Genomic DNA, 13,391 nt, shown 5'->3' with positions numbered 1-13,391 from the left:
CCATGTGGCCGCGAGCCCGGGAGGGCGGCGGCGGGTTGTCGTGTCGCGCGTCCGGTGGAGGCCGGCCCCTGCGCGGAGTGGGCCCTCGCGGGCCGGAGGTCGAAGCGCGCAAAGCCCCGGACGGCTTCTGACGAAGCCCGCCGGGACCGCCCGTCGACCTGGGAAGAGGCGCCCATACACGGCTGCGCGGGGCGCGTCAAGGCGTGCGGTCGAATCAGCCTTCGTATTTCGCCAGCAGCGCCAGGAGCTGCTCGGTGACGGCATCGATCGGCTGCATGCCGTCGATGCGCTCGAGCATGTCCTTGCCGGCATAATGCGCCGAGAGCGGCGCGGTCTGCCGGCGGTAGGCCTCGAGGCGCGTCTTGAAGACCTCGGGGTTGTCGTCCTTGCGCACCGGCTCGCCGCGCGCCTCGGTCTCGCGGGCGCGGGTGGCGATGCGCTCGACGAGGATCGCCTCGTCGACCACGAACTCGACCACCGTGTCGAGCGCCATGCCCTTCGACGCGAGCATCGCGTCGAGCGCGTCGGCCTGCGCCACGGTGCGCGGGAAGCCGTCGAGGATGAAGCCGTTCTTGGCGTCCGGCTCCTCGATCCGGTCGGCGACGATGCCGACCACGACCGCGTCGGGGACGAGCGCGCCCGAATCCATGATCGCCTTGGCCTCGCGCCCCACGGGCGTGCCCGCCGCGACGGCGGCGCGCAGCATGTCGCCCGTCGAGAGCTGGGGGATGCCCCAGCGCTCGGAGACGCGTGCGGCCTGCGTGCCCTTGCCGGCGCCCGGCGGTCCCAAGAAGATCAGCCTCATCCCTGTCCCCCTCCGCGTTCCCTCGATTCGCGGCGCCGTCGCCGGCACCGTGCGCGCGGGTCGCCCGGCCTCAACGGCCGCGCCGCGCGCCCTTCAGCTTCGCCTTCTTGACGAGGCCTTCGTACTGGTGGGCGAGCAGATGCCCGTGCACCTGCGCGACCGTGTCCATCGTCACCGTCACCACGATGAGCAGCGACGTCCCACCGAGATAGAACGGCAATGCCGCGTAGGAAATGAGAAATTCGGGTATCAGGCAAACCACGGTGAGGTAGAGCGCCCCGATCACGGTGATGCGGGTGAGCACGTAGTCGATGTAGTCCGCCGTCCGCTCGCCCGGGCGGATGCCCGGGATGAAGCCGCCGTGCTTCTTCAGGTTGTCCGCCGTCTCCGCCGGATTGAACACGATGGCCGTGTAGAAGAAGGCGAAGAAGATGATCAGCGAGGCGTAGAGGATCATGAAGGCCGGGCGGCCGTGACCGAGATAGATCGCGATCGTGTTGAGGATCCCGTCCCCGCCCTGCGCCGCCGAGAAGCTCGCCACCGTGGTCGGCAGCAGCAGCAGCGAGGAGGCGAAGATCGGCGGGATCACGCCCGCCGTGTTGAGCTTGAGCGGCAGGAACGAGGTCTGGCCGTCGTACATGCGGTTGCCGACCTGCCGCTTCGGGTAGCTGATCAGCAGCCGGCGCTGGGCCCGCTCCATGAACACCACGAAGTAGATGATGCCCGCCGCCATGACGATGACGCCGATGATGAAGGCGGTGGAGATCGCCCCCTGGCGGCCGAGCTCGAGCAGCCCCGCGGTCGCCTGCGGCAGATGCGCGACGATGCCCGCGAAGATGATCAGCGAGATACCGTTGCCGATGCCGCGCGAGGTGATCTGCTCGCCGAGCCACATCAGGAACATGGTGCCGCCGGTGAGCGTGATCACCGTCGTGACGATGAAGAACGGGCCGGGGTTCACCACGATGCCGCCCGACGCCGAGAGCCCGACCGCGATGCCCCAGGACTGGAACACGGCGAGCACCACGGTGAGGTAGCGGGTGTACTGGTTGATGATCTTGCGGCCGCTCTCGCCCTCCTTCTTGAGGGTCTCCAGCGTCGGCGAGACCGCCGTCAGGAGCTGGATGATGATCGAGGCCGAGATGTAGGGCATGATGTTGAGCGCGAAGATCGCCATGCGCTCCACCGCGCCGCCCGCGAACATGTTGAACATGCCCAGCACGCCGCCGGCCGCCGCCTCGAAGGACTGCGCCAGCGCCTCGGGGTCGATGCCCGGCAGCGGGATGTAGGTGCCCAGCCGATAGATGATGAGCGCGCCCAGGGTGAACCAGATACGCTTCTTCAGCTCCTCGGCGCGCGCCAGCGCCCCGAAATTCAAGTTCGCAGCAAGCTGCTCGGCTGCTGAGGCCATCGTCCCCTCCTCGAGGCGCGCCGTCGATCGTCGTCGCTGTTCGTCGAGATGAAACGGCGGCCACGCACGCTCGCACGCACGGGCCGCCGCTCGCAGTCGTCAAGATGGGATCAGGCTCATGCCTGCGCAACGGCCTCGTCGAGGATCTTCACGCTGCCGCCGGCCTTCTCGATGGCCTCGCGCGCCGACTTCGACGCGCCGGTCACCTCGAAGGCGAGCTTCGCGGTGAGCTCGCCGACACCCAGGATCTTCACCCCGTCGCGCACCCGCGAGCAGACGCCCGCGGCGACGAGCGCCTCGACCGTCACCGGCGCGTCGGTCGCGAGCCTGCCCGCATCGACAGCCTGCTGGATGCGCCCGAGGTTGACCTCGTTGAGGTCGCGGGCACCGGGGTTGTTGAAGCCCCGCTTGGGCAGGCGCCGATAGATCGGCATCTGGCCGCCCTCGAAGCCCTTGATACGGACGCCGGAGCGGGCCTTCTGACCCTTGACGCCGCGCCCGGCGGTCTTGCCCTTGCCGGACCCGATGCCGCGGCCGACGCGCATGCGCTCCTTGACCGCTCCGGGATTGTCGCGAAGTTCGTTCAGCTTCATGACGCGCGCCTCCTCAGGTCTCGTCGACGACGCGCACGAGATGCTTGACCTTCGTGATCATCCCCTGGACCTCGGGGGTGTCGGGAAGGGTGCGCTTCCGGTGCAGCTTGTTGAGCCCGAGCCCGATCAGCGTCTGGCGCTGGCGGGCCTCGCGGCGGATGGGCGAGCCGATCTGCTCGACGGTGATGGTCTTGTCAGCCATGTCGCCCTCCCTCAGCCTTCGGCGCCGACGTCGGTGCCGCCGCCGGGACGGCGGGCCTGCAGGGACGACACCTTGAGCCCGCGGCGCGCCGCGACGGAGCGCGGGCTGTCCTCGGACTTCAACGCGTCGAAGGTGGCGCGCACGAGGTTGTAGGGGTTCGACGACCCCAGCGACTTCGACACCACGTCCTGGACGCCGAGCGCCTCGAACACGGCGCGCATCGGGCCGCCGGCGATGATGCCGGTACCCGCGGGCGCCGCGCGCATCACGACCTTGCCGGCGCCGTGGCGGCCCGCGACGTCGTGGTGGAGGGTGCGGCCCTCGCGCAGCGGCACGCGCACGAGCCCGCGCTTGGCGGCCTCGGTCGCCTTGCGGATCGCCTCCGGCACCTCGCGGGCCTTGCCGTGGCCGAAGCCGACGCGGCCCTTCTGGTCGCCGACGACGACGAGGGCGGCGAAGCCGAAGCGCCGGCCGCCCTTCACCACCTTGGCGACGCGGTTGATGTGCACGAGGCGGTCGACGAACTCGCTGTCGCGGTCGTCCCGATCCTGCCTGTCTCTTTCTCTCGCCATGTCTCTCTCACTGGCGCGGGCGGCGGCTCCCGCTCGCTGCCGGGGATCGGCGCCGGGAGGATACCCGCCCGCCCGGGAGCGCGGGCGCGCTCCCTCCCCTTGTTGCTTGCCGCCGTCATGGCTCCGCGCGGGCCGGGCATGGAGCCCTCCCGCGCGCGCCGTCTCGATGGACCGCCGGGCTATACGCCCATCGCGATCAGAATTCCAGCCCGCCCTCGCGCGCGGCGTCCGCCAGCGCCTTGACCCGGCCGTGATAGATGTAGCCCGAGCGGTCGAAGACGACCTTGGTCACGCCGGCGGCCTTGGCGCGCTCGGCGACGAGCTTGCCGATCTCCGCCGCCGCGGCGCGGTCCGCGCCGGTCTTCAGCTTCTCGCGCAGGTCCTTCTCGAGGGAGGACGCGGACGCCAGCGTGTGGCCCTTCGCATCGTCGATGATCTGAGCGTAGATCTGCTTCGACGAGCGGAAGACCGACAGGCGCGGACGCCCGTTGGCCACCGACTTGATGGCCTTGCGGACGCGGGCCTTGCGGCGCGCGACGGCATCGAGGTTCTTCGCCATGGCTCGCGTCCTTACTTCTTCTTGCCTTCCTTGCGGAAGATCGTCTCGTCGGCGTACTTCACGCCCTTGCCCTTGTAGGGCTCGGGGCCGCGATAGCCACGGATCACCGCCGCCACCTGGCCGACGCGCTGCTTGTCGATTCCCGAGATCAGGATCTCGGTGGGCTTGGGCGTCGCGATGGTGATGTCGGCGGGGATGTCGAAGTCCACGTCGTGGCTGTAGCCGAGCGCGAGCTTGAGGGTCTTGCCCTGCACCGCGGCACGGTAGCCGACGCCGTTGATCTCGAGCTTGCGCTCGAAGCCCTTCGAGACGCCCGTCGCGATGTTCGCGATCATGGCGCGCGAGAGGCCCCACTTGGAGCGCGCGTCCTTCGTCGTGTCGCGGGGCTGCACGGCGACGGAGCCGTCCTGCATCGCGACCGACACTTCCTCGGGGACGACGAAGCTCAGCTCGCCCTTCGTCCCCTTCATCTTCACGGTCTGACCGTCCACGGACGCGGTGACGCCCTGCGGGACCGGGACCGGCTTCTTGCCTACGCGAGACATGTCGCTCTCCTTCGGTTCCGAGATCGCCCGCGCGTCAGAAGACGCGGCAGAGCACTTCGCCGCCCACGTTGGCCTCGCGGGCCTCGTGGTCGGCCATCACGCCGCGCGAGGTGGACAGGATCACCGTCCCGAGGCCGTCGGCATAGCGCGGCATCGTGTCGATGGACATGTACACCCGGCGGCCGGGCTTCGACACGCGCTCGATGGTCTTGATGACCGGCGTGCCGTCGAAATACTTGAGCTCGATCTGGAACTCGGTCCGGCCGTTGCCGAACTCCGCGACCGAGTAGTCGCGGATGTAGCCCTCGGACTTGAGCACGTCGAGAACCCGCGCACGCAGCTTCGAGCCGGGCGTGCCCACGGTGGGACGCCGGCGCAGCTGCGCATTGCGGATGCGGGTCAGCATGTCGCCGAGCGGATCGTTGATCGCCATGATGCGTCCTCCTTACCAGCTCGACTTGACCAGGCCGGGGATCAGGCCCCGCGAGCCGAGCTCGCGAAGCGCGATGCGCGACATGCCCAGCTTGCGGTAGTAGGCCCGCGGCCGACCGGTGACCTCGCAGCGATTGCGCACGCGCGTCGGGTTGGCGTTGCGGGGGATCTCGGCGAGCTTGAGGCGCGCCTCGAAGCGCTCCTCCATCGACACCGATTCGTCGCTGGCGATCGCCTTCAGGCGCTCGCGGCGGCCGGTCCACTGCTTGACCATCCGCTGGCGGCGCTTGTTCTTCTCGATATGAGACTTCTTAGCCATGAATTCCTCTCCGGTTTCCGCGTCTGAGGCCCTGCAGCCTCACTGCCGGAACGGGAAATTGAAGAAACGCAGCAGCTCGCGCGCTTCCTCGTCGGTCTTGGCCGTCGTCGTGACGATGACGTCCATGCCCCAGATCTGCTCGACACGGTCGTAGTTGATCTCGGGGAAAACGATGTGCTCCTTGATGCCCATCGCGAAGTTGCCGTTGCCGTCGAACGACTTCGGGTTCAGGCCGCGGAAGTCGCGCACGCGCGGCAGCGCGATCGTGACCATGCGGTCGAGGAACTCGTACATCCGCGTCTTGCGCAGGGTGACCTTGCAGCCCAGCGGCATGTTCTCGCGGACCTTGAAGCTCGCGATCGCCTTGCGGGCGCGGGTGATGACCGGCGCCTGGCCGGCGATCATCGCGAGGTCCGCGGCGGCGGTGGTCGCCTTCTTCGAATCTGCGGTCGACTCGCCCACGCCCATGTTGACGACGATCTTGTCGATCCTCGGCACTTCCATGGGGTTCTTGTAGCCGAACTTCTCGATCATCCCCGGGCGCACCACCTCTTCGTAGTGCTGCTTCATGCGGGGCGTGTAGCCGTTCATCTCAGCCATCGATCAGATCTCCCGAGCGCTTGGCGAAGCGGACCTTGCGCCCGTCGTCCAGAAACTTGAAGCCGACGCGCGTGGGCTTGCCGTCCTTCGGGTCCTTGACCGCGAGGTTCGACAGGTGGAGCGGCGCCTCCTTGGTGACGATGCCGCCGTCCTGCTGGGCCGTCTGGCGCTGGTGGCGCTTGACCAGGTTGATGCCGCGCACGAGCGCCCGCGTCTCCTTGGGCATGACGCGCACGACCTCGCCGCTCTTGCCCTTGTCGCGACCGGTGAGAACGATCACCTGGTCGCCCTTCTTGATCTTCGCCGCCATCACAGCACCTCCGGAGCCAGGGAGATGATCTTCATGTGGTTCTTCGCGCGCAGCTCGCGCGGAACCGGTCCGAAGATGCGCGTGCCGACCGGCTCCTTGTTGTTGTTCACGAGCACGGCCGCGTTCTTGTCGAAGCGGATGACCGAGCCGTCGGCGCGGCGGATGTCCTTGGCCGTGCGCACCACGACCGCCTTCATCACGTCGCCCTTCTTGACGCGCCCGCGCGGGATCGCCTCCTTCACCGAGACGACGATGATGTCGCCCACGGAGGCGTACTTCCGCTTCGAGCCGCCCAGGACCTTGATGCACATCACGCGACGGGCGCCGGAATTGTCGGCGACGTCGAGGTTCGTCTGCATCTGGATCATGGCCTTGATCCTTTCCTTGTCTCAAAAGGTTTCCGGCACGGACGGGATTGCCCGGCCGGACTACTTCTGACGGGGGTCTCGCGCCCCCTGCTCATGATCGCGAGAAGGGCGCTCCCATACAGGAAGCGCCCGTCTCGCACAACCCTCGAAACGAGGGGCTCAGCCCTGCGTGCCCTGCTGCACCAGCGCCCAGCACTTCAGGCGGGACAGGGGCCGCGTCTCCTCGATCTGGACCACGTCGCCGACCTTGGCGACGTTGTTCTCGTCGTGGGCATGGTAGTTCTTCGTGCGGCGGACGGTCTTCTTCAGCAGCGGGTGCGTGAAGCGGCGCTCGACCTTCACGACGATGGTCTTGTCCTGCTTGTCGCTGACGACGACGCCCTGCAAAACGCGCTTCGGCATGATCTCGTATCCTCAGGCGGTGGCCGCGGCGGCCTGCTTGTGGCGCTGGATCGTCTTGACCCGGGCGATGTCCCTGCGGACCTGCGCCACGCGCGCGGTGTTCTCGAGCTGTCCCGTGGCCTTCTGGAAGCGCAGGTTGAACTGCTCCTTCTTCAGCTTCAGGAGCTCGTCCTGCAGCTGATCTCCGGTCATCGCCTTCAGGTCGGACAGACGCTGGCTCGACTTCATCTCGTCCCTCCTCAATCGGCGATGCGCTGGACGAAGCGCGTACGGATCGGCAGCTTGGCCGCGGCGAGGCGCATGGCCTCGCGCGCGATGTCCTCGGGCACGCCGTCGATCTCGAACATGATACGGCCGGGCTTGACCCGGGCCGCCCAGTATTCCGGCGCGCCCTTACCCTTACCCATGCGGACCTCGGTCGGCTTGGCGGTGACCGGGACGTCCGGGAAAACGCGGATCCAGACGCGGCCCTGGCGCTTCATCTGACGGGTGATGGCGCGGCGGGCGGCCTCGATCTGGCGCGCGGTGATGCGCTCCGGCTCCACGGCCTTGAGGCCGTACTGGCCGAAGTTCAGCTCCGTGCCGCCCTTGGCGACGCCGTGGATGCGCCCCTTGAACTGCTTGCGGAACTTGGTCTTCTTGGGTTGCAACATGGCGTGCCTCCAGAACTGCCTTCGCCTCAGGCGCTCTCGCGCTCGCGATCACGGTCACGGTCGCGGCGCGGGCCGCGGTCACGATCGCGATCACGGTCGCCGCCGGAGCGGCCGCCTTCCTCGGTCATGCGGCGCTCCTGCGCCATCGGGTCGTGCTCGAGGATCTCGCCCTTGAACACCCAGACCTTGATGCCGCACGTGCCGTACGTGGTGAACGCCGTGCCGATACCGTAGTCGACGTCCGCGCGCAGCGTGTGCAGCGGGACGCGGCCCTCGCGGTACCACTCGAGGCGCGCGATCTCGGCGCCGCCGAGACGGCCGGCACAGTTGATGCGGATGCCCTCGGCACCCAGACGCATCGCCGACTGCACCGCGCGCTTCATGGCGCGACGGAAGGCCACGCGGCGCTCGAGCTGCTGGGCGATCGAGTCGGCGATGAGCGTCGCGTCCGTCTCCGGCTTGCGCACCTCGACGATGTTGATCGTCACCTCGGCCTTGGTCATCCGGCCGACGAGCTTGCGCAGCTTCTCGATGTCCGCGCCCTTCTTGCCGATCACCACGCCCGGGCGGGCCGAGTGGATGGTGACGCGGCACTTCCGGTGCGGGCGCTCGATGACGATGCGCGAGACGGCGGCCTGCTTGAGCTGCTTCATGAGGGCGTCGCGGATGGCGATGTCCTCGTGGAGCAGGCGGGCGTACTCGCCCTTGCCGGCGAACCAGCGGCTGTCCCAGGTGCGGTTGATGCCCAGACGCAGCCCGATCGGGTTGACCTTGTGACCCATCGTATCCTCCTCAGGACTGCGCGGGCGCTTCGCGAACCACGATCGTGAGGTTCGAGAAGGGCTTCATGATGCGCGCGCCGCGGCCGCGGGCGCGGGCGTGGAAGCGCTTCATCACCAGCGCCTTGCCGACGAACGCCTCCTTGACGACGAGATCGTCGACATCGAGGTCGTGGTTGTTCTCGGCGTTGGCGATGGCGCTCTCGAGGCACTTCTTCACGTCGCGCGCGATGCGCTTCTTGGAGAACTCCAGATCCGCGAGCGCGACGCCGACCTTCTTGCCCCGGATGAGCTGCGCCACGAGGTTCAGCTTCTGAGGGCTGATGCGGACCATGCGCAGCACGGCCTTGGCCTCGTTCTCGGGCAGCGAGCGGGTTTGAGCGGGCTTGCCCATGTCAGCGCCTCCTCGCCTTCTTGTCCGCCGCGTGGCCGGAGAAGGTGCGCGTCGGCGAGAACTCGCCGAACTTGTGGCCCACCATCTCCTCCGTCACGTAGACGGGAATGTGCTTCTGACCGTTGTAGACCCCGAAGGTGAGGCCGACGAACTGAGGCAGGATCGTGGAGCGACGGCTCCAGATCTTGATGACCTCGCTTCGGCCGGACGAGCGGGCCGCCTCGGCCTTCTTGAGAAGGTAGCCGTCGATGAACGGGCCCTTCCAGATGGAACGCGCCATGGCTCTGTCCTCACCTCTTCTTGCGGGCGTGGCGGCTCGAGACGATGAACTTGTCCGTCCGCTTGTTGGACCGCGTCTTGCGGCCCTTGGTGGGCTTGCCCCACGGGGTGACCGGGTGACGGCCGCCCGAGGTGCGGCCTTCGCCGCCGCCGTGCGGGTGGTCGATCGGGTTCATCGCGACGCCGCGATTGTGCGGGCGACGGCCGAGCCAGCGGTTGCGGCCGGCCTTGCCCATCGAGGTGTTCATGTGGTCCGGGTTCGACACCGCACCGACCGTCGCGAAGCACTGGCCGTGGACGAGACGCTGCTCGCCGGAGGTCAGGCGGATCGAGACGTAGCCCTGGTCGCGGCCGACGATCTGCCCGTAGGAGCCCGCCGAGCGCGCCATCGCGCCGCCCTTGCCGATCTTCAGCTCGATGTTGTGCACGATCGTGCCGACCGGGATCGACGCGAGCGGCAGGGCGTTGCCCGGCTTGATGTCGGACTTCTCGCCCGCGGTGACCGTGTCGCCGGCCGACAGGCGCTGCGGCGCGAGGATGTAGGACTGCGTCCCGTCCTCGTAGCGGATCAGCGCGATGTAGGCCGAGCGGTTGGGATCGTACTCGATCCGCTCCACCTTGGCCGTCTCGCCGAGCCGCGCGCGACGCTTGAAGTCGACGACGCGGTAGGTGCGCTTGTGGCCGCCGCCGCGGAAGCGGACGGTGATCCGGCCGGTGTTGTTGCGCCCGCCCTTCTGCGACAGGCCCTCGGTGAGCGCCTTGACCGGCTTGCCCTTGTAGAGGCCCTTCCGGTCGACGATGACGAGCTGCCGGAGGCCGGGCGTGATGGGCTTGAAATGCTTCAAAGCCATTGTGGAGATCCCTTCCTCACAGGCCCGTGGTGACGTCGATGGAGTGCCCCTCCTCGAGGGTCACGATCGCCTTCTTGACGTCCGAGCGGCGCCCGCGGATGCCGCGGAAGATCTTGGTCTTGCCCTTGAGCACGGACGTGTTCACCGCCTTGACCTTGACGTCGAAGAGCTTCTCGACGGCCGTCTTGATCTGCGGCTTGGTCGCGTCCATGGCGACCTTGAAGACGACCTTGTTCAGCTCGGACAGGTTGGTCGACTTCTCCGTGATCACGGGAGCGATGATCACGTCGTAATGGCGTGGATCCATGCTCATTTGAACCGCTCCTCCAGCGCGTCCACGGCCGCCTTGGTCAGCACGAGCTTCTCGCGGCGCAGGATGTCGTAGACGTTGATGCCCTGGATCGGCAGAACGTCGATGTTGGGGATGGCGCGCGAGGCGAGCTTGAAGTTCGCGTCGAGCTCCGTGCCGCCGATGATCAGCGCGTTCGTCAGGTCGAGCTTGGCGAAGCGCTCGACCAGAGCCTTCGTCTTGGGCTCGGCCGCGACGATCTCGTCGACGACGATGAGCGCCTCGGTGCGTGCCTTGGAGGACAGCGCGTGGCGCAGCGCCAGCGCACGGACCTTCTTGGGCAGGTCGTGAGCGTGCGAGCGCACGAGCGGGCCGAAGGCGCGTCCGCCGCCGCGGAACTGGCCCACGCGGGCCGAGCCGTGGCGGGCGTTGCCGGTGCCCTTCTGACGGTAGACCTTCTTGGTCGTCCGGGCGATCTCGCCGCGGTTCTTGACCTTGTGGGTCCCCGCCTGGCGCTTGGCGAGCTGCCAGCGGACCATGCGCTGCAGGATGTCGGCACGAGGCTCGAGACCGAAGATCGCGTCGTCGAGCTCGACCTCGCCGGCGCTGGCGCCGTCCAACGTGGTGATCGCGAGCTTCATCACGCGTTCTCCTCGGTCTGGGCCTGGGAGCCGGCCTCGGCCGGCGCCTCGCTGGCCCCGTTCTCACGGTACTTGCCGGGCATCGGCACATCCGCCGGGAGCGCGCGCTTCACCGCGTCCCGCACGAAGATCCAGCCGCCGTCGCCGCCGGGGACGGCACCCTCGACGAGGATGAGGCCGCGCTCCGGATCGGTCTGCACCACGCGCAGGTTCTGCGTCGTGACGCGCTCGACGCCGAGATGGCCGGGCATCTTCTTGCCCTTGAACGTCTTGCCGGGGTCCTGGCGGCCGCCGGTCGAGCCGATCGAGCGATGCGACACCGACACGCCGTGGGAGGCGCGCAGGCCCGCGAAGTTCCAGCGCTTCATGCCGCCGGCGAAGCCCTTGCCCTTCGAGGTGCCCGTCACGTCGACGAACTGCCCGGGGACGAAGTGATCCGCCGTGATCTCGGCGCCGACCGGGATCAGCGCGTCCTCGGACACGCGGAACTCGGCGAGCTTGCGCTTCGGCTCGACCTTGGCGACGGCGAACCGGCCGCGCTCCGCCTTCGAGACGTTCTTCACCTTGGCGAGGCCGGCGCCGACCTGCAGCGCGACGTAGCCGTTCTTGTCCTTCGTCCGATGGGCCACGACCTGACACTGGTCGAGCTTGAGGACGGTGACCGGGACATGCTCTCCGGCGTCCGTGAAGACGCGGGTCATGCCGATCTTTTGCGCGATGACGCCTGAGCGCATGTGCGTTCCCTCTCGGCGTTGATGCCTGTCCCTGAGAGCCCGGAGGGCCTCAGAGCTTGATCTCCACGTCCACGCCCGCGGCGAGGTCGAGCTTCATGAGCGCATCGACCGTCTGCGGGGTGGGGTCCACGATGTCGAGGACACGCTTGTGCGTGCGCATCTCGAACTGCTCGCGCGACTTCTTGTCGATGTGCGGCGAGCGCAGCACCGTGAACCTCTCGAGGCGCGTCGGCAGCGGGATGGGCCCACGAACCTGCGCTCCCGTGCGCTTGGCGGTCGACACGATCTCGCGGGTCGACGCGTCGAGCACGCGGTGGTCGAACGCCTTGAGGCGAATGCGGATATTCTGACCGTTCATGGGTTGCCCCGTCTTCCTCACCCGACCCGCCGGCGGCGAACCCGCCGCGGGACCAGAAACGCGGCCGCGACGATCGCGGCCGCGTCCTCACGCCCTCTCGGGCCTCAGTCCAGGACCGCCGCCACGACGCCGGCGCCGACGGTACGGCCGCCCTCGCGGATGGCGAAGCGCAGCTTCTCCTCCATGGCGATCGGCACGATCAGCTCGACCTCCATCGACACGTTGTCGCCCGGCATCACCATCTCGGTGCCCTCGGGCAGCTTGCACATGCCGGTCACGTCCGTCGTGCGGAAGTAGAACTGCGGGCGGTAGTTGTTGAAGAACGGCGTGTGGCGGCCGCCCTCCTCCTTGGTGAGGATGTACGCCTCGGCAGTGAACTTCTTGTGCGGCTTCACCGAGCCCGGCTTGCAGACGACCTGCCCGCGCTCGACGTCCTCGCGCTTGGTGCCGCGCAGCAGCACGCCGACGTTGTCGCCGGCCTGGCCCTGGTCGAGCAGCTTGCGGAACATCTCGACGCCCGTCACGGTGGTCTTGACGGTGTCGCGGATGCCGACGATCTCGACCTCCTCGCCCACCTTCACCACGCCGCGCTCGACGCGACCCGTCACCACCGTGCCGCGGCCCGAGATCGAGAACACGTCCTCGATCGGCATCAGGAACGGCTGGTCGATCGGGCGCTCCGGCGTCGGGATGTACTCGTCCACCGAGGCCATCAGCTTGAGCACGGCCTCCTTGCCGATCTCCGGGCTCTTGTCCTCGAGCGCCATCAGCGCCGAGCCCTTCGTGATCGGGATGTCGTCGCCCGGGAAGCTGTACTTCGACAAGAGCTCGCGGATCTCGAGCTCGACCAGCTCCAGCAGCTCCTCGTCGTCGACCATGTCGACCTTGTTCATGAACACGACCAGCGCCGGCACGCCGACCTGGCGGGCGAGCAGGATGTGCTCGCGCGTCTGCGGCATCGGGCCGTCCGCCGCCGACACGACCAGGATCGCGCCGTCCATCTGCGCCGCGCCCGTGATCATGTTCTTCACGTAGTCCGCGTGGCCGGGGCAGTCCACGTGCGCGTAGTGACGGTTCGCCGTCTCGTACTCCACGTGCGCCGTCGAGATCGTGATCCCGCGCGCCTTCTCCTCGGGAGCCTTGTCGATCGCGTCGTACGCCGTGTACGTCGCGCCGCCCGTCTCCGCCAGGACCTTCGTGATCGCCGCCGTCAGCGACGTCTTGCCGTGGTCCACGTGACCGATCGTCCCGATGTTGCAGTGCGGCTTCGTACGCTCGAATTTTGCCTTGGCCAT

At 68.1% G+C, this 13,391-nt stretch carries 24 protein-coding genes; all 24 read right to left on the bottom strand.

Going from position 1 to position 13,391, the window contains the following annotated elements; all coding sequences use genetic code 11:
• Window positions 1-214 precede the first annotated feature (214 nt).
• Window positions 215-805: an adenylate kinase gene (locus G407_RS0117965; RefSeq protein ID WP_029031946.1), complete on the bottom strand. Its 591-nt coding sequence runs from the start codon at window positions 803-805 to the stop codon at window positions 215-217.
• Between the two features lie 70 nt (window positions 806-875).
• Complete coding sequence (gene secY / locus G407_RS0117960; RefSeq protein ID WP_029031945.1) at window positions 876-2,216, bottom strand: preprotein translocase subunit SecY; 1,341 nt, start codon at window positions 2,214-2,216, stop codon at window positions 876-878.
• 116 nt (window positions 2,217-2,332) lie between these two features.
• Complete coding sequence (gene rplO, locus G407_RS0117955) at window positions 2,333-2,809, bottom strand: 50S ribosomal protein L15 (protein ID WP_029031944.1); 477 nt, start codon at window positions 2,807-2,809, stop codon at window positions 2,333-2,335.
• A 13-nt stretch (window positions 2,810-2,822) separates the two neighbouring features.
• The gene (gene rpmD, locus G407_RS0117950; RefSeq protein WP_029031943.1) at window positions 2,823-3,011 is read right to left on the bottom strand and encodes a 50S ribosomal protein L30; all 189 of its coding nucleotides are present in this window, start codon (window positions 3,009-3,011) and stop codon (window positions 2,823-2,825) included.
• Between the two features lie 11 nt (window positions 3,012-3,022).
• Window positions 3,023-3,583 carry a 30S ribosomal protein S5 gene (gene rpsE, locus G407_RS0117945; protein WP_029031942.1) on the bottom strand — a complete coding sequence of 187 codons (561 nt, stop codon included), beginning with the start codon at window positions 3,581-3,583 and terminating at the stop codon, window positions 3,023-3,025.
• A gap of 196 nt (window positions 3,584-3,779) precedes the next feature.
• Window positions 3,780-4,142, bottom strand: a complete 363-nt coding sequence (rplR, locus tag G407_RS0117940; RefSeq protein ID WP_029031941.1) for a 50S ribosomal protein L18 — start codon at window positions 4,140-4,142, stop codon at window positions 3,780-3,782.
• Between the two features lie 11 nt (window positions 4,143-4,153).
• Window positions 4,154-4,687 carry a 50S ribosomal protein L6 gene (rplF, locus tag G407_RS0117935; RefSeq protein WP_029031940.1) on the bottom strand — a complete coding sequence of 178 codons (534 nt, stop codon included), beginning with the start codon at window positions 4,685-4,687 and terminating at the stop codon, window positions 4,154-4,156.
• Between the two features lie 34 nt (window positions 4,688-4,721).
• On the bottom strand, window positions 4,722-5,120 hold the full coding sequence (gene rpsH / locus G407_RS0117930) for a 30S ribosomal protein S8 (RefSeq protein ID WP_029031939.1): 399 nt from the start codon (window positions 5,118-5,120) through the stop codon (window positions 4,722-4,724).
• 12 nt (window positions 5,121-5,132) lie between these two features.
• Window positions 5,133-5,438 (bottom strand): 30S ribosomal protein S14, encoded by a 306-nt coding sequence (gene rpsN, locus G407_RS0117925; RefSeq protein WP_029031938.1) that lies wholly within the window; start codon window positions 5,436-5,438, stop codon window positions 5,133-5,135.
• A gap of 39 nt (window positions 5,439-5,477) precedes the next feature.
• The gene (gene rplE, locus G407_RS0117920) at window positions 5,478-6,038 is read right to left on the bottom strand and encodes a 50S ribosomal protein L5 (protein WP_029031937.1); all 561 of its coding nucleotides are present in this window, start codon (window positions 6,036-6,038) and stop codon (window positions 5,478-5,480) included.
• Entirely contained in the window at window positions 6,031-6,348 is a 318-nt protein-coding gene (gene rplX / locus G407_RS0117915; RefSeq protein WP_029031936.1) for a 50S ribosomal protein L24, read from the bottom strand. Before rplX ends, rplE begins: the two co-directional genes overlap by 8 nt.
• Complete coding sequence (rplN, locus tag G407_RS0117910) at window positions 6,348-6,716, bottom strand: 50S ribosomal protein L14 (RefSeq protein ID WP_029031935.1); 369 nt, start codon at window positions 6,714-6,716, stop codon at window positions 6,348-6,350. The genes rplX and rplN overlap by 1 nt, the downstream gene beginning before the upstream one ends.
• Window positions 6,717-6,875: 159 nt before the next feature.
• Entirely contained in the window at window positions 6,876-7,118 is a 243-nt protein-coding gene (gene rpsQ / locus G407_RS0117905; protein WP_029031934.1) for a 30S ribosomal protein S17, read from the bottom strand.
• 12 nt (window positions 7,119-7,130) lie between these two features.
• Entirely contained in the window at window positions 7,131-7,346 is a 216-nt protein-coding gene (rpmC, locus tag G407_RS0117900) for a 50S ribosomal protein L29 (protein WP_029031933.1), read from the bottom strand.
• A gap of 11 nt (window positions 7,347-7,357) precedes the next feature.
• Window positions 7,358-7,771: a 50S ribosomal protein L16 gene (gene rplP / locus G407_RS0117895; RefSeq protein WP_029031932.1), complete on the bottom strand. Its 414-nt coding sequence runs from the start codon at window positions 7,769-7,771 to the stop codon at window positions 7,358-7,360.
• 26 nt (window positions 7,772-7,797) lie between these two features.
• Entirely contained in the window at window positions 7,798-8,553 is a 756-nt protein-coding gene (rpsC, locus tag G407_RS0117890; protein WP_029031931.1) for a 30S ribosomal protein S3, read from the bottom strand.
• 10 nt (window positions 8,554-8,563) lie between these two features.
• A complete protein-coding gene (gene rplV / locus G407_RS0117885) occupies window positions 8,564-8,944 on the bottom strand; it encodes a 50S ribosomal protein L22 (RefSeq protein WP_043540130.1) in 381 nt (126 codons plus the stop codon).
• A 1-nt stretch (window position 8,945) separates the two neighbouring features.
• Window positions 8,946-9,224, bottom strand: coding sequence for a 30S ribosomal protein S19 (gene rpsS / locus G407_RS0117880; protein WP_029031929.1), 279 nt, complete (start codon window positions 9,222-9,224; stop codon window positions 8,946-8,948).
• Between the two features lie 10 nt (window positions 9,225-9,234).
• On the bottom strand, window positions 9,235-10,074 hold the full coding sequence (gene rplB / locus G407_RS0117875; protein ID WP_029031928.1) for a 50S ribosomal protein L2: 840 nt from the start codon (window positions 10,072-10,074) through the stop codon (window positions 9,235-9,237).
• Window positions 10,075-10,090: 16 nt separating this feature from the next.
• On the bottom strand, window positions 10,091-10,387 hold the full coding sequence (locus G407_RS0117870) for a 50S ribosomal protein L23 (RefSeq protein WP_029031927.1): 297 nt from the start codon (window positions 10,385-10,387) through the stop codon (window positions 10,091-10,093).
• Window positions 10,384-11,004, bottom strand: coding sequence for a 50S ribosomal protein L4 (rplD, locus tag G407_RS0117865; protein WP_029031926.1), 621 nt, complete (start codon window positions 11,002-11,004; stop codon window positions 10,384-10,386). Before rplD ends, G407_RS0117870 begins: the two co-directional genes overlap by 4 nt.
• Entirely contained in the window at window positions 11,004-11,738 is a 735-nt protein-coding gene (rplC, locus tag G407_RS0117860; RefSeq protein ID WP_029031925.1) for a 50S ribosomal protein L3, read from the bottom strand. Before rplC ends, rplD begins: the two co-directional genes overlap by 1 nt.
• A gap of 49 nt (window positions 11,739-11,787) precedes the next feature.
• Window positions 11,788-12,096: a 30S ribosomal protein S10 gene (gene rpsJ, locus G407_RS0117855; protein ID WP_029031924.1), complete on the bottom strand. Its 309-nt coding sequence runs from the start codon at window positions 12,094-12,096 to the stop codon at window positions 11,788-11,790.
• A gap of 104 nt (window positions 12,097-12,200) precedes the next feature.
• Complete coding sequence (tuf, locus tag G407_RS0117850; RefSeq protein WP_029031309.1) at window positions 12,201-13,391, bottom strand: elongation factor Tu; 1,191 nt, start codon at window positions 13,389-13,391, stop codon at window positions 12,201-12,203.

This window comes from Salinarimonas rosea DSM 21201 (assembly GCF_000429045.1).
GTDB classification, from domain to species: Bacteria; Pseudomonadota; Alphaproteobacteria; order Rhizobiales; family Beijerinckiaceae; genus Salinarimonas; species Salinarimonas rosea.
Note: the sequence above shows the minus strand (reverse complement) of the source record. Positions and strands in the feature narration are given on the sequence as shown.

Coding starts and splice junctions, on each gene's coding strand:
- rplR (WP_029031941.1), bottom strand. CDS start 4,142: ATGGCGAAGAACCTCGATGCCGTCGCGCGCCGCAAGGCCCGCGTCCGC.
- rplP (WP_029031932.1), bottom strand. CDS start 7,771: ATGTTGCAACCCAAGAAGACCAAGTTCCGCAAGCAGTTCAAGGGGCGC.
- rpsC (WP_029031931.1), bottom strand. CDS start 8,553: ATGGGTCACAAGGTCAACCCGATCGGGCTGCGTCTGGGCATCAACCGC.
- rplD (WP_029031926.1), bottom strand. CDS start 11,004: ATGAAGCTCGCGATCACCACGTTGGACGGCGCCAGCGCCGGCGAGGTC.
- rplO (WP_029031944.1), bottom strand. CDS start 2,809: ATGAAGCTGAACGAACTTCGCGACAATCCCGGAGCGGTCAAGGAGCGC.
- rpsQ (WP_029031934.1), bottom strand. CDS start 7,118: ATGCCGAAGCGCGTTTTGCAGGGCGTCGTCGTCAGCGACAAGCAGGAC.
- rplF (WP_029031940.1), bottom strand. CDS start 4,687: ATGTCTCGCGTAGGCAAGAAGCCGGTCCCGGTCCCGCAGGGCGTCACC.
- rplB (WP_029031928.1), bottom strand. CDS start 10,074: ATGGCTTTGAAGCATTTCAAGCCCATCACGCCCGGCCTCCGGCAGCTC.
- rplV (WP_043540130.1), bottom strand. CDS start 8,944: ATGGGCAAGCCCGCTCAAACCCGCTCGCTGCCCGAGAACGAGGCCAAG.
- rplC (WP_029031925.1), bottom strand. CDS start 11,738: ATGCGCTCAGGCGTCATCGCGCAAAAGATCGGCATGACCCGCGTCTTC.
- rpsN (WP_029031938.1), bottom strand. CDS start 5,438: ATGGCTAAGAAGTCTCATATCGAGAAGAACAAGCGCCGCCAGCGGATG.
- tuf (WP_029031309.1), bottom strand. CDS start 13,391: ATGGCCAAGGCAAAATTCGAGCGTACGAAGCCGCACTGCAACATCGGG.
- rplN (WP_029031935.1), bottom strand. CDS start 6,716: ATGATCCAGATGCAGACGAACCTCGACGTCGCCGACAATTCCGGCGCC.
- rplX (WP_029031936.1), bottom strand. CDS start 6,348: ATGGCGGCGAAGATCAAGAAGGGCGACCAGGTGATCGTTCTCACCGGT.
- secY (WP_029031945.1), bottom strand. CDS start 2,216: ATGGCCTCAGCAGCCGAGCAGCTTGCTGCGAACTTGAATTTCGGGGCG.
- rpmC (WP_029031933.1), bottom strand. CDS start 7,346: ATGAAGTCGAGCCAGCGTCTGTCCGACCTGAAGGCGATGACCGGAGAT.
- G407_RS0117870 (WP_029031927.1), bottom strand. CDS start 10,387: ATGAGCATGGATCCACGCCATTACGACGTGATCATCGCTCCCGTGATC.
- rpmD (WP_029031943.1), bottom strand. CDS start 3,011: ATGGCTGACAAGACCATCACCGTCGAGCAGATCGGCTCGCCCATCCGC.
- rpsS (WP_029031929.1), bottom strand. CDS start 9,224: ATGGCGCGTTCCATCTGGAAGGGCCCGTTCATCGACGGCTACCTTCTC.
- rplE (WP_029031937.1), bottom strand. CDS start 6,038: ATGGCTGAGATGAACGGCTACACGCCCCGCATGAAGCAGCACTACGAA.
- rpsE (WP_029031942.1), bottom strand. CDS start 3,583: ATGGCGAGAGAAAGAGACAGGCAGGATCGGGACGACCGCGACAGCGAG.
- rpsH (WP_029031939.1), bottom strand. CDS start 5,120: ATGGCGATCAACGATCCGCTCGGCGACATGCTGACCCGCATCCGCAAT.
- rpsJ (WP_029031924.1), bottom strand. CDS start 12,096: ATGAACGGTCAGAATATCCGCATTCGCCTCAAGGCGTTCGACCACCGC.
- G407_RS0117965 (WP_029031946.1), bottom strand. CDS start 805: ATGAGGCTGATCTTCTTGGGACCGCCGGGCGCCGGCAAGGGCACGCAG.